General features: G+C 70.9%; 13 protein-coding genes and 1 pseudogene. 5 read left to right on the plus strand and 9 right to left on the minus strand.

Annotated elements, in window-relative coordinates:
* From ACJ8AN_RS12300 to ACJ8AN_RS12310, 3 genes are all read right to left on the minus strand, one after another.
* A partial coding sequence (locus ACJ8AN_RS12300; protein ID WP_407755497.1) for a DUF2380 domain-containing protein occupies positions 1-510 on the minus strand: 510 nt, incomplete at its 3' end.
* Positions 511-625: 115 nt separating this feature from the next.
* A complete protein-coding gene (locus ACJ8AN_RS12305) occupies positions 626-1,360 on the minus strand; it encodes a double-CXXCG motif protein (RefSeq protein WP_407755498.1) in 735 nt (244 codons plus the stop codon).
* Between the two features lie 23 nt (positions 1,361-1,383).
* A complete protein-coding gene (locus tag ACJ8AN_RS12310) occupies positions 1,384-1,596 on the minus strand; it encodes a hypothetical protein (RefSeq protein WP_407755499.1) in 213 nt (70 codons plus the stop codon).
* A 109-nt stretch (positions 1,597-1,705) separates the two neighbouring features.
* Between ACJ8AN_RS12310 and ACJ8AN_RS12315 the strand changes: the two genes are divergently transcribed.
* The 4 genes from ACJ8AN_RS12315 to ACJ8AN_RS12330 all read left to right on the plus strand — a co-directional run bounded on the left by ACJ8AN_RS12315 (position 1,706) and on the right by ACJ8AN_RS12330 (position 6,444).
* A complete protein-coding gene (locus ACJ8AN_RS12315) occupies positions 1,706-2,851 on the plus strand; it encodes an acyl-CoA dehydrogenase family protein (protein ID WP_407755500.1) in 1,146 nt (381 codons plus the stop codon).
* A 125-nt stretch (positions 2,852-2,976) separates the two neighbouring features.
* Positions 2,977-5,487, plus strand: coding sequence for a PAS domain S-box protein (locus ACJ8AN_RS12320; RefSeq protein ID WP_407755501.1), 2,511 nt, complete (start codon positions 2,977-2,979; stop codon positions 5,485-5,487).
* 23 nt (positions 5,488-5,510) lie between these two features.
* Positions 5,511-5,897: a response regulator gene (locus ACJ8AN_RS12325; RefSeq protein WP_407755502.1), complete on the plus strand. Its 387-nt coding sequence runs from the start codon at positions 5,511-5,513 to the stop codon at positions 5,895-5,897.
* Positions 5,898-6,009: 112 nt separating this feature from the next.
* Complete coding sequence (locus ACJ8AN_RS12330) at positions 6,010-6,444, plus strand: hypothetical protein (protein WP_407755503.1); 435 nt, start codon at positions 6,010-6,012, stop codon at positions 6,442-6,444.
* Positions 6,445-6,520: 76 nt separating this feature from the next.
* Here the strand turns inward: ACJ8AN_RS12330 and ACJ8AN_RS12335 are convergent, their stop codons facing one another.
* The 6 genes and pseudogenes from ACJ8AN_RS12335 to ACJ8AN_RS12360 form a co-directional block, all read right to left on the minus strand.
* Positions 6,521-6,871: a hypothetical protein gene (locus ACJ8AN_RS12335; protein WP_407755504.1), complete on the minus strand. Its 351-nt coding sequence runs from the start codon at positions 6,869-6,871 to the stop codon at positions 6,521-6,523.
* A 168-nt stretch (positions 6,872-7,039) separates the two neighbouring features.
* Complete coding sequence (locus ACJ8AN_RS12340) at positions 7,040-7,222, minus strand: hypothetical protein (protein WP_407755505.1); 183 nt, start codon at positions 7,220-7,222, stop codon at positions 7,040-7,042.
* 91 nt (positions 7,223-7,313) lie between these two features.
* A pseudogene (locus ACJ8AN_RS12345) lies at positions 7,314-7,519 on the minus strand (cold-shock protein).
* A 203-nt stretch (positions 7,520-7,722) separates the two neighbouring features.
* The gene (locus ACJ8AN_RS12350) at positions 7,723-9,843 is read right to left on the minus strand and encodes a PAS domain-containing protein (RefSeq protein ID WP_407755506.1); all 2,121 of its coding nucleotides are present in this window, start codon (positions 9,841-9,843) and stop codon (positions 7,723-7,725) included.
* Positions 9,844-9,960: 117 nt separating this feature from the next.
* Complete coding sequence (locus ACJ8AN_RS12355; RefSeq protein WP_407755507.1) at positions 9,961-10,401, minus strand: DUF2809 domain-containing protein; 441 nt, start codon at positions 10,399-10,401, stop codon at positions 9,961-9,963.
* Between the two features lie 120 nt (positions 10,402-10,521).
* Positions 10,522-11,418, minus strand: a complete 897-nt coding sequence (locus ACJ8AN_RS12360; protein WP_407755508.1) for a hypothetical protein — start codon at positions 11,416-11,418, stop codon at positions 10,522-10,524.
* A gap of 392 nt (positions 11,419-11,810) precedes the next feature.
* On the opposite strand from ACJ8AN_RS12360, the gene ACJ8AN_RS12365 reads away from it, so the two are divergent.
* Positions 11,811-12,500 carry a DUF4476 domain-containing protein gene (locus tag ACJ8AN_RS12365; RefSeq protein ID WP_407755509.1) on the plus strand — a complete coding sequence of 230 codons (690 nt, stop codon included), beginning with the start codon at positions 11,811-11,813 and terminating at the stop codon, positions 12,498-12,500.
* Positions 12,501-12,592: the final 92 nt, after the last annotated feature.

Genomic DNA, 12,592 nt, shown 5'->3' on the forward strand with positions numbered 1-12,592 from the left:
ATGGATGTCGATGCGCTTGATGGCGAACCAATCGGCGAGGACCGGCTGCTGCGGAAAGATGTGGTGCTTCTCGAAGGGCTCACGCGGGCGGGTGATGCAGAAGGAGCGGTAGTCCTTGAAGGCGAGCCGCTCCTGCGGCTTCCAATTGTGCCAGGGGATTTCGAAGACGGGTTCCGTTCCCGAGGGCGCGGCCAGGGGCCTTCCCCACCAGCGGCCGGGATTGTCCTCCACGGGAAGGCGGAGCACCGTCTCCGCCTCCGGAATCACGGCCTGCGCCAGCAGCACCGGGCGTGCGTGTGCCTCCACCACGTCCCGACAGCGCCAGAGCGCGCAGCGCTCCGTGTCACACAGCGGCACCACGCAGCTCGGATCCGCGCGGGCCTCCTCCCACGAGTACACGGCGTCCGTCGCTTCAATGTCCTCCGCGGGCCCGGCGGACTGCGTGGTGGCACAGGCGCTCAGCAGCACGCAGAAGAGGGCGAGGCTCCTCGGCAAGGGCAGGGGGCTCATCTGGCCGATGCTACCCGCGAACGTAGGCAGGCCCCCGGCAAGTTCCAGGACATGCGGTTCACGCTTGCCGAGTGCGCTACGCAGATGGTGATGAGCCTGGCTGTCCTGGTCTGACTCATCGCCTCGGAGGATTCCTCGACGCACGTGTAGGGAGCGCCTGGAAGGCGATGCCGTCCAATCCCAGACGCTGGCAGGCGTCGACGAAGCGCTCGGTGCAGACGAGCAAGGTGGAGTAGTCCCGCAGCCGGAACAGGTCCAGGGACTCTGGCACCGTGGTGGCGTCCAACAGAGGCGACTTGGGGAGGGGCGTCCTTCGTCGGCCGCAGCGAGGGCAGGGGGGCTGATGCTCGGGTGGCATGCAGTCCGGGTGCAGGCGGGCCACCGGGAGGACTTCCAGCTCGAGAAACTCGGGCGAATTCCGCTGGCGGAAACGCAGGAGGGGCGGGTAGCCCGCGAGGCCGCGCAGCCCTTCGGCTTGGAGCTTCTCGAGGGCGTCGCGCTGCACCATCAACACCCAGCGAACGGGCGCCACGAATGCGCCGAATCGGCCCTGGCCTTTCCCCACGAACGGGCCAAATTCCGTCCCCGGGTCCAGGACGGCTCCAGGAGGCAACAGGGGTCGTATCAACTCACAGAGTCGCTCGTACTCCTCGATGGGTTCGGGCCGGGGAGTCTCGAAGTCGGCCAGCGCGGCCACGGGAGTCAGGTCCACGGAGGGATACGCGAAGCCGCCACTCCAAGGGGATTTGCAATGCGGGCAGATGACGCCCGGCAGCCCCCATTTGTATGTGCCATCGACGTAGCCCGTGTAGCCCGAGGTCTTGTCTTCCTCGATGGTGAAGTAGTTCATGCGTGGGTTCTCAGTCCCTCTGCTCAGTCACAATCGTAGGACACGAACGGGCCATTGCAGCGCTCCGCGTCGCACAGCGGCACCACGCAGCTCGGATCCGCGCGGGCCTCCTCCCACGAATACACGGCGTCCGTCGCTTCAATCTCCTCCGCGGGCCCGGCGGACCTCGTGGTGGCACAGGCGCTCAGCAGCACGCAGAAGAGCGCGAGGCTCCTCGGGAAAGGCAGGGGGCTCATCCGGCGGATGCTAGCGCGTGGCGCTCGGTTGATTTCCCAGTCAGTCCCGGGAGAGCATCCGCCTCCCATGCGCGGGCGCTCCGCCCGCCGAGCACGGGGAGGCCACGGCGTGCAGAGGAAGCTCTTTCGCGAGGACCATGAGCAGTTCCGCCAGTCGTTCCGCCAGTTCCTCGAGCGCGAGGTGAAGCCGCACCAGGAGCGCTGGAGCGAGTCGGGCATCGTCGACCGCGAGGTGTGGCGCAAGGCCGGCGAGGCCGGCTTCCTCTGCCCCTGGCTCGAGCCCGAGTACGGCGGCGCGGGTGGCGACTTCCTGCACTCGGTGGTGGTGATGGAGGAGCTCGCGCGCATCTACGAGTCCGGGCTCGCCATGCCGCTGCACTCGGACGTGGTGGTGCCCTACCTCCACGAGTTCGGCAATGACGCGCAGAAGAAGCGCTGGCTGCCCAGGTGCGCCTCGGGCGAGGCAGTGACGGCCGTGGCGATGACGGAGCCGGGCACGGGCTCGGACCTCGCGGCGATCGCCACCACGGCGGTGCGCGACGGGGACTTCTACGTCCTCAACGGCGCCAAGACGTTCATCTCCAACGGCATCCTCTGCGACCTGTGCGTGGTGGCGGCCAAGACGGACCCCGACCCCAAGAACGCGCACCAGGGCATTTCCCTCTTCGTCGTGGAGGCGGGCACGCCGGGGTTCCTCAAGGGCAAGAAGCTCAAGAAGATGGGCATGGCGGCGCAGGACACGTCGGAGCTGGCCTTCGACGACTGCCGGGTGCCCGTGGCCAACCGCCTCGGCGAGGAGGGCGCGGGCTTCCTGCAACTGATGAAGAAGCTGCAGCAGGAGCGGCTGGTGGTGGCGGTGGCGGCGCAGGCCTCGGCCGAGCAGGTGCTCGCGGACACGCTGGACTACGTCCAGGAGCGCAAGGCCTTCGGCAAGCCCATCGGCAAGTTCCAGAACACCCAGTTCAAGCTGGCCGAGTGCGCCACGCAGCTCGAGGTGGGCCGCGCCTTCCTGGACCGGCTCATCTCCGAGCACGTGGCGGGCGAGTACCTCGTGAAGGAGTGCTCGATGGCCAAGCTGTGGCAGACGGAGATGCTCGGCAAGGTCGCCGACGAGTGTCTGCAGTTCTTCGGCGGCTACGGCTACATGCTGGAGTACCCCATCAGCCGCGCCTTCATGGACGCCCGTGTGCAGCGCATCTACGCGGGCACCAACGAAATCATGAAGGTCATCATCGCCAAGCAGATGGGGCTGTAGCCGGGAGGGCTGGCGGCGCTCTGCCCCCGAGGAGTGTGAACCAGATGGCGGGCCTCCGCCTCCGGGGGTGATGGACAGCGGGCAGTGGGGGCACCTTGGCTGTTGCCCCCAGGAGGACGTCCTCCATGAAGCTGCCCGTGAAGTCCCTCCTGCTGTTGCTCTTCCTCCTCGGGGCGGCCTTCACCGCCGGCCTGGTGGGGTTCTATTCCATGACGCGCCAGCGCCTGGAAGACGAGGCGCTGCTACGCCAGATGCTCCGGGCCAAGGACGTCGCCTTCCAGCTCAAGCCGGGCATCGGCTACTCCAAGCACCTCACCGAATCCGTGGCCGCCGTCGCGGGCGTCGCCCGGGACGAGAGCGAGCTGGAGCGGCTCGTCCAATCGCTGCTCGCCTCCACGCCCGCGGCCGCCATCGAGGGACTCGGCATCTGGTGGGAGCCTTCCGCCTTTCCCGGCCGGCCCCCGCCCCGGCCGCACTACGCCCGCCGGCTCCGGCCGAGCCTGGATTCGGGAGTCGTCGTGGAGACGCCGCGCGACAGGCAGGAGGACCTTCGCCAGCAGCCCTGGTACCAGCAGGGCCTGGAGGCCGGGGGTGCACCCGTCTATCTGGAGCCCGTGCACCTGAGGGACTCCATCTACCGCATTCACGTGCGTGCCATCACCGAGCCCTCCGGGAAGGTGCTGGGGCTGGTCGTCGTGGACGTCTTCGGCGAGCCGCTCGAGACCATCCTCCAGGAGGCCAACAGCTCCGAGGAGGAGCTCCTCTACATCACCACCCCGCGGGGCCAGCTCTTCGCCCACCCCGACGCTGCGCGCCTGCGCGAGTGGGCCCGGGCTCGGGGGCTGAAGGCCGGGACGCTGGAGGACCTCTCGCTCGCGGACGTGCGCCGGTACGAGGCGGAGCACGGGCCGGGGCGGCGCACCGCCCAGGTGGAGATTGGCGAGTCGGGGTGGAGCGTACACATCTCCTCGACGGAGGCCTCGCTGTTCGCCAGCCTGCGGCGCTTCAAGCTCGCCGTCGTCCTGCTGGGCGTGGCGCTCTGGGCGGTGCTGCTGGCCATGCCGTTCGTCATCCACCGCACCGTGCGCCTGCGCGAGCTGTCCCTCGTGCTCGAGGAGCGGCGGCGGGTGCACAAGGTGCTGGAGCGCAGCGAGCGCAGGCTGCGCGACGTGCTGGAGACCGCGCTCGACGCCGTGCTCGCCGTGGACTGCTGGGGCCGCGTCATCGACTGGAACGCGGAGGCCGAGCGCACCTTCGGCTGGAAGCGCGAGGAGGTGCTCGGGCGGCCGGCCTCGGAGACCCTGCTGGCCGGGGCCGCGGGCGTCGGGCCGGAGCTGCGGGCCCTTCTGGAGCGGCGCGAGCATGCACCCCTGCACCAGCGCGTCTGCTCGGTGGCGCGGCGGCATGACGGCGAGCTCTTCCCGGTGGAGCTGTCCGCCACGTCCGTGTCGTCCGGGGAGGCGCCCGTGCACTACGTCTTCGTGGCCGACGTCACCGGGCGGCAGCGCGCGGAGGAGGAGCGGACCCGGCTGCTCGGGCAGCTCCAGCAGCGCGGCGCGGAGCTGCGGGCCATCATGGACAACATGGTGGACAGCGTGATGGTGAGCGACCTGGAGGGCCGCATCACCTTCGTGAACAAGGCCGGGCGCCACTTCTTCGGGGACGTGGGGGCGGACGGGGTGCGGCTCTCCGACTCGCTGCTTGCCCGGCAGGGGCTGCGCTCGGGGACGGGCGGAACCCTCCGGCTCGAGGAGATGCCCCTGCGCCGGGCGCTGCACGGCAACGTCGTCGTGGACGCGGACCTGAGCATCCCCGCGCCCGAGCACCGCCGCACCCTCTACCTGCGCACCAACGCCGCGCCCATCCGCGACGAGCAGGGCCTCATCACCGGCGCCGTCGCCGTGGCCCGCGACGTCACCGAGATGGTGGAGTTGGACCAGCTCAAGGACGAGTTCGTCCGGGTGGCCGCCCACGAGCTGAAGACGCCCGTGGCCATCATGAAGTCCTACGCCCAGCTCGCGCTGAAGACGGAGCCCACGCCGGCCACGTACCGCAAGATGCTCGACGCCATCAACCGGGGCGCCGACCGCATCGACGGCATCGTGCGCGAGCTGCTGGACGTCTCGCAGTTGCACCTGGGGCAGCTGGAGCTCACCGAGGAGCCGGTGGACCTGCGCGAGCTGGCCGAGGAGACGGTGGCGAACATGGCCAGCCTGAGCACGCAGCACCGCTTCCGCGTGCGGGCGGGGGCGCCCGTGCAGGTCCAGGGCGACCGGGCGCGGCTGCGGCAGGTGCTGGTGGTGCTGCTCGACAACGCCGTGCGCTACTCACCCTCCGGAGGCCGCGTGGAGGTGCGGCTGGAGCCCCACGCGCACGAGGTGGAGGTGTGCGTGAGCGACGAGGGCATCGGCATTCCGCTCGAGCGCCAGGCCCGGCTCTTCGAGCGCTTCTACCGCGCGCACTCGGGCACGCCGCACGACCGGGGCGGCATGGGCGTGGGGCTCTACATCTCGCGCGAGATCATCTTCCACCACGGCGGCTCCATGCGGGTGTCGAGCGAAGAGGGCAAGGGGAGCACCTTCTGCTTCTCCGTCCCCTACTCGCCCCGCCGGGAGAAGGCGCGGGAGCGTTCCTAGTTTCCGGAGTGGAGGTGAGCGGCATGGCGCGAGCGCGCATCCTCGTCGTGGACGATGACCCGGACATGCAGGACGTCATGGCCCTCACGCTGGAGCTGGGGGGCTACGAGGTGTCCAGGGCCTCGAATGGCCAGCAGGCGCTGGAGCGGGTGGAGGAGGGGATGCCGGACCTCATCCTGCTCGACATGCGCATGCCGGTGATGGACGGGTGGACGTTCGCGGCGGAGCTGCGCCGGCGCCATGCCTCGGCGGCCCCCATCGTGGTGTGCACGGCGGCCGAGGACGCCCGGCGCCGCGCGCGCGAGGTGGACGCGGCGGGCTGCCTGAGCAAGCCCTTCGAGCTGGAGGAGCTGCTCCGCGTCGTCGAGTCCATGCTGCCCCGCTGGCGGAACGCGGAGCCGCGCCCCTGAGGACGGGCGGGCGGCCAGGCGGGCCCTCGTTCGCGTGCTGCATCGGCGCCCCCCACGCCAAACCCTTGCGGATAGCGGATGGCGACGGACGGTTCCCAGCAAGGAGACCCGGATGACGACGAAGGGATTCAAGCGCGCGATGGTGCTCGGCCTGGCTGCTTCGGCCCTGCTGCTGGCGGGGGGGTGCCGCGACGAGCGGGGCAAGCAGGGCCCACAGTACGTCCCGTCCCAGCAGGACCAGGGCACGGGCGGCGCGGGGGCGACGGACCGCGGGCAGCAGCCGGTGGACGTGAATCCGCAGAAGGATCAGGAGGGCATGAAGACGGTGCCCGAGCAGGAGGAGCTCCCCAGCGGCATCCAGGACGAGAACCAGGGCCAGGGCGGCTCGGGGCGGCCGGAGGACATGAACAAGCTGCCGGACGAGGAGGGCTTCCAGTCGGTGCCGGAGCGGCAGGAGCTCCCCGACGGCGTGGGCGTGGACGGGCAGCGCGACACGCCCCCGCACGACACGCCCCAGCAAGACACGAACGAGCACGACACGAAGTAGCGAGCCTTGAGCGCGGGCCCTCCCTCCCTCCCTCGCCCTCCGGGAGAGGGCCGGGGTGAGGGGCCCCGGCCGTGTCTCACTCCTCCGGCAGGTGCAGGGCGTGCAGCTCCGAGGGCCAGTCCTCCTCGCGCGAGGGACTGGCCCGGGGAGCGCGTGGGGGGGCCTCGGAGGACTCCGGGAGCTCCTCCCCCTCCAGAAGCTCGTGGAGCAACGCATCGGTGGCCTCACGGGCCTCCTGGAGCGTCTCGTGGGGGGCCTCGGGGCCGGCGAGGGCGCGCTCTTCGCCGGGAATGGGGATGACCGGCACGGGGGCGGGCGGTGCGACGCGGGGGACGCGGGGCGCGGCGGGCTCGCGCAGGGTGGCGGGCTGCTCGAAGACGCCCTTCTCGGTGGGCGCTCCGCCGATTCCATCCTCACCCTTCGCCATGCCCTGCTCCTTTCGAGCGGCCCGACGCTCCGTCTGTCGGGTTCCGGAAGTAATGCATGGCGTCGGAGGGCGGCGGGGGCAAGGGGAGCCCAGAAACACGAAGAGCCCGGAACCGGCCTCGCGGTTCCGAGCCCTGGCAGCGGGCCGCAGCGCCTGGCTGCTAGCTCCTCACATCTCGAGCGGCGGCTGGGGGCCGGGAATGATTCCGGCGATGTCCGGATCCTCATCACCGGGCTGGCGCTGGGGGCGGGCGTCCTTCTCGCGCTGGCGCTCGACCTTCTTGGCCTCCTTCTCGCGCTGGCGCTGCTGGCGAGCCATTTCCTTCTGTCGCTTCGTGGACCTTCCCTGCATGGCTACTCCGGGGAAAGAGGGAAAAAAGAAGCCCAGCCTCTCGGGAGGCCGGGCCTCGTGCATTCAAAGATAGGGCGCCGGGCTCGCGCGCTCAGCTGACCGGGCGAACGTTCTCGGCCTGGAGGCCCTTGGGCCCCTTCTTGACGTCGAACTCCACCTTCTGACCCTCGGCGAGGGTGCGGAATCCATCCGACACGATCGCGGTGTGGTGGCAGAACACGTCCGGGCCACGCTGTCCTGGGTGATGAAACCGAAGCCCTTCGAGTCGTTGAACCACTTCACGGTGCCACTGGCCATTGCTCTAATCTTTCTCCTACACAGCCGGGCGTCCATCGCCCGACCGTCCGCCCTCACTGGAGCGAAGGCCGGGCGTAGCACCCCCCCGCGAGCGAAGTCGAGCCGGTAAATCCCCGGTCCGGCGATTTCGCGTTGTCGGGTACACGGCGTGGATCCAGAAGAGAACATTCTCCCGGAAGCACCTGTTCCTGGGAGGAGCGCCTTCAGGCCGGGGGCACGGAGTGCGGCAGCCGCACGCTGAACGTGGTGCCCTCCGCCCGGGTGGAGCGCACCTCGACGCGGCCCCCGTGGGCCCGGGCAATCTGCTGGACGATGAAGAGCCCCAGCCCCAGGCCGGACATCGCATGCCGTCCTTCCGAGGCCCGCTTGAAGGGCTCGAAGATGCGCGGGAGCAGCTGCGCCGGGATGGGCACGCCCTGGTTGTGGACCTCCACGCACACGCTGTCCCCCTCGTCGCGCAGCACGAAGTCCACCGGACTGTCCGCGGGGCTGTAGTCCAGCGCGTTCTTGCCCAGATTGCCGAGCAGCTGGGCGAGCCGGTCGGGGTCCCATTCGCCCTGGAAGAGGGCTCCTTCCGTCCTCAGCCGGAGCTCGCGCTGGGGATTGCCGGCCTCGAGCTCCTCCAGCACATGTTGGCAGAGGTAGCGCAGCTGGGTGGGGCGGGGAGTGATGGGGATGCCGTTGCCCAACCGCCCGCGCGTGAAGTCGAGCAGGTCGGCGATCATCCGCTCCATCCGCTCGGCGCTGGTGGCGATGCGGCGCACGTTCTTCAGGTGGTGTTGCACCACGTCATCCGAACGCATCAGCGCCTTGACGGACAGGAGGATGGCATTGAGCGGGTTGCGCAGATCATGGGAGACGATGCCGAGGAAGCGCTCGCGGAACTCCGCCGTCTGCCGCAGCTCCGTCTCGGCGCGCTTGCGCTCGGTGATGTCCAGGCCCGTGCCCAGGAAGCGGATGGGACGCCCCGCGGCATCGCGGTAGACGCGGCCCTTGCTGCCCACCCACCGCTCCTTCTGGGGCTCGTGGGCGAGGGTGCGGTACTCCAGGGCGAAGGTGCCCGTGCCGTCCGGCGCGAGGGCCTCCTGCACGTGCCGCTCCACGTGGGGGCGGTCCTCGGGATGCACGCGGGAGAGGTAGGTGGGGTAGTCCACGGGCGCGTCCGCGGACAGCCCGAAGAGGGCGCGCACGCGCTCGTCCCAGGCCAGCGCGCCCGTGGTGAGGTCCATGTCCCACGTGCCCACCTCCATGGCCTCCATGGCCAGGCGCAGCCGCTCCTCGGCGGCGTGCACCTCCTGGGCGGCGAGCGCCTCCGTGCGCTGGCGGGCCCGCACCAGCTCCGTCACGTCCGAGGCGACGACGATGACGCCCTCCACCCGGCCCTGGGAATCGCGCAGGGGCTCGTAGACGAAGTTGAAGTACACCTCCTCGAGGGCACCCCCCTCCAGGCGTGCCAGCCGCACGGGCAGCTCCTTGCCGACGTAGGGCTCCCCGGTGGCGAGCACCCGGTCCAGCAGCTCCTCCACCCCCTGGCCCGCCGCCTCCGGGAGGGCCTCGAACAGGGGCCGGCCCAGCAGCTGCTCGGGGGGGCGGCCCCAGATGCGGCACACCGGGGGATTGGCCAGCTCGAGCACGTAGCGGGGCCCGCGCATGATGGCGATGGCGGTGGGCGCCTGCATGAAGAGCGAATGGAGCCAGGCGCGCTGACGCTCGGCCTCCGTGCGGGCCTGGGAGGCCAGGACGAGGGACTCGTCGCGCTCGCCCACCACCGACCGCAGCCGCTGGTTGGCGGCCTGGAGCTCCTGGCTGCGGCGCAGCAGCTCCAGCTCCATCTCCAGGTTCCGGTTGCGCAGGGCCGCCGTGCGCTGCTGCTCCTCCTCGCTGCGGCGCGACAGGTGCACGAAGTCCGTCACGTCCTCCACCCGGTGCAGCAGGTAGAGCACCTCCCCGGTGGGCGAGAGGATGGGGGTGTTGATGGGAGTCCAGTACCGCTCCTCGAAGCCGCCCCCTTCGGCCTCGGGACGACGGATGTCGTATTGGAGCAGGCCCAGGGTGTCGGGGGCGCGAGTGGTCAGCGCCCGCTCGAGGGAAGCGCGGGCGTTGCGCTCGCCCGTGGCGTTCGGATCCGCCGGGTTGTCGGGGATCATCTCGAAGAGGCGGTGGCCGAGGAGGTTCTCGCGTTTGGTCCGGGTGGCCCGCAGGTAGGCGTCGCTCACCGCCAGGATGGTGAAGTCCACGTTCGGCGCGAGGGCGAGGTAGGCGCCCGGGAGCTGCTCGAAGAGGAGTCGGAAGTCGGGGGGCGGCGGCAGCGGCGTGGCGAGCATGTCGGTGGCGTCGAGGGCTGGGGAGGGTCCCGGGGGTAGAGCAACAATGGGACCCTGGCGAGGCTTCCAGCCATCGGCCTGGAGGACAGGCACGCGAGCGAGCGGTTTGCCCCCGGCTCAGCTCAGGGGCGGGCGCCGCCGGGCCAGCCGCAGCAGGTCCACTCCCGCCGCGAGCGCCACGCCCACCGCGTAGCAGACGAGGTCCGACCACAAGAAACCCCGGCCCAGCACGAGGGCGCCGAGCCGGTTGGCGCGGAGCGCGTCGAGCCAGGGCGTGTGGACGAGCTGGCTGAGCTCATCGAGCACGGAGATGGCGAGGGCCCCCGCCGCGGCGAGCCGCACGGGCAGACGGGGCAGGGCGAAGACGAGGCACAGGTACACCATGACGGCCCACAGCGAGTCGCCCGCGTAGTCGGTGAGGAAGCGGGGCAGAGACTCCCGGGCGGCCGGCGTGCGCGAGCCCAGCCCGAGCGCGACGACGAGGAGCATCAAGGGCAGCACGAACAACCGCCCGCGCGCGGGGAGCACCTGTGCGCGGGCGAGGGGAGCGGCGCTCATGCGGGGCATGCTACGCCACCGGCTCCCGGAGGGGGACTCACGGGGAGAAGACGCCGAAGGTGTCGACCTCGAAGCTCAGGGTCCGGCGTGAGGATGCCGAACTCCTGCCCGGCGAGGTCATCACCCGGGATTACACCTGAGCGCGCCACGCGCCGGGGCCGGGGCCTCCTCTCCCCGGAGCCAGGCGGCGAGCTCGGGCCACTCGAGCGCGAGGTACTCGTGTTCCGAGCCCCGGGCGGGTTTCTCGGGCAGCACGCACCCCGGTTTGAGCGGAACGAGCTGCCCTCCCAGCCGGCCGCGCGCGAAGGCGTGGACGACGGCCACCGCGCCCACGTCCAGCTCGGGGACGTGCTGCCGCACGGAGTGCTGCATGCGCTTCACCGCCTCCACGTACCTGCCCTCGCGGCAGAGCACCACGGCCTGCGCCAGCATCGCGTAGTCCGTCCTGTCGAAGAGGGGACGCTGGATTTCCCGCACCTGGCGCCGGGCCTCGTCCAGCTCGCCGTACAGGGCCAGCACGGTCGCCTTCAGGGCCGGAGCTTGCGCCAGCCGAAGGGCCGTGGCTCCTCCCTTCCGGGCGCGGGCGGTCCGCTCACTCAGGGCGAGGGCCCGCTCGTAGTCCCCCTGGCGCAGCCACGCGACCGTCAGCCCATGGAGGCTCCGCGCCCGCGAGGTGTCGGTGCCGCCGGACGCCGCGACGTCGAGCGCGCGGATGGCCGCCTCGGGCCTGCCCGCCTCGAGCAGCTCCCAGCCCCGCTGCTCCAGCCGGCCCACCTGCCAGCGGCGCCACTGGTCGAGCACCAGGCCCACGCAGAAGAGGCTCGCGAGCACGAGGGCCGCGGACCCGGGGCGGGCCACGGAGCCGGCCGGGGGTCTCTCCCAGAGCACGAGGGCCATGCCTCCGCAGCCGATGGCCACCAGCAGGGCCGACAGGAGCTTCAGCGCTTCGAACCACGTCTTGAGGGACACGCCCCGCGCGAGCGGAGGACGGAAGGATGGGTTGGAGAGAGTCGTCATGCCCGGGCCCGGTGCAAGCCTGGACCCAGGTCCGGCCCTCGTGTCTTCCGGCACTTGGACGTCCGGCGCGTCCAGGCTCGGGATTCTCCGTCCGGCGAGGATGACGGCGGGCAATGCGCGGGGAGGCCTCCCGGTCGCGTTCCACGCCGACTGGTCCGATGGTCGTACCAGTCCGTGAAGAACGCGCCCGGCAGCCTCCCCCTCCGGGCTTCGTGGGAAGGAGGCCGCTCCGCTCGTTGGTGGACCCACGACCGCGAGCCCGGGGCTCCCTCCTGGCCCCCAGCGCCCCGGAACGGGCCCGCATGGCAGGATGCGGGCATTTGAATGCGAACGCCCTGCCCCCGTCTGAGTGGGCAGATGCAGCAAGGACACTCCCCGTAAGGATGACCCCCATGAAGGCCCTCTTCGTCGCCATCACCCTGCTCACCGCCCTCACCGCCTCCGCCCAGACCGCCCCGTCCATCGCGCCGCCGCCGCCCTCGGGCCAGGCCACCGGCAACGCGCCCCCTGTCTCCTCCGGCTTCCGCGCCGACGACAACAACGAGTTCCGCCGCGGCCGGCGCGGCACCATGGTGGTGGTCGAGCGCGAGGACGTGGAGCAGCGCCTGGCCGACCTGGAGAAGCTGCTCGGTGAGGCCTTCGAGCGCGGCGGCGGCCGCGGCCGGGGCAAGCTCCGCGAGGCCTACGAGCAGCTGAATGACATCCGCGACCTGCTCGCCGATGCCCCCAGCGTGCGCGACTACAACCCGCGTCCCGCTCCCTCGCCGTATCCCACGCCGCCCCCGCCCCCGGCCTACCAGCCCATCGCCGATGGCCAGCTGCGGAGCATCCTCGGCACCATGTCGCGCGAGCCCTTCGCCGAGGACAAGATCAACATCCTGCAGAGCGCCGTGGGTAACAACTACTTCCTCGTGAGCCAGGTGCAGCAGGTGCTCGGCCAGTTCCAGTTCTCCAAGGACAAGCTCGAGGTGGTGCGCGGCCTGTGGGCGCGCGTGCTGGACCGGCAGAACGGCTTCCAGCTCTACAACGCCTTCTCGTTCTCCACCGACAAGGAAGAGCTGAAGCGCATCATGTCCAACTGAGTCCTCCGTCACGGAGGCTCCCAGGGGGCCAGGCTCGTGGGGCGGATGCCCCGGCGGGTCTGGCCCTTCGCCTTTTCCGGGCCCGGCGCCGT

Source organism: Archangium sp. (genome assembly GCF_045802675.1).
In the GTDB taxonomy this organism is placed as follows: domain Bacteria; phylum Myxococcota; class Myxococcia; order Myxococcales; family Myxococcaceae; genus Archangium.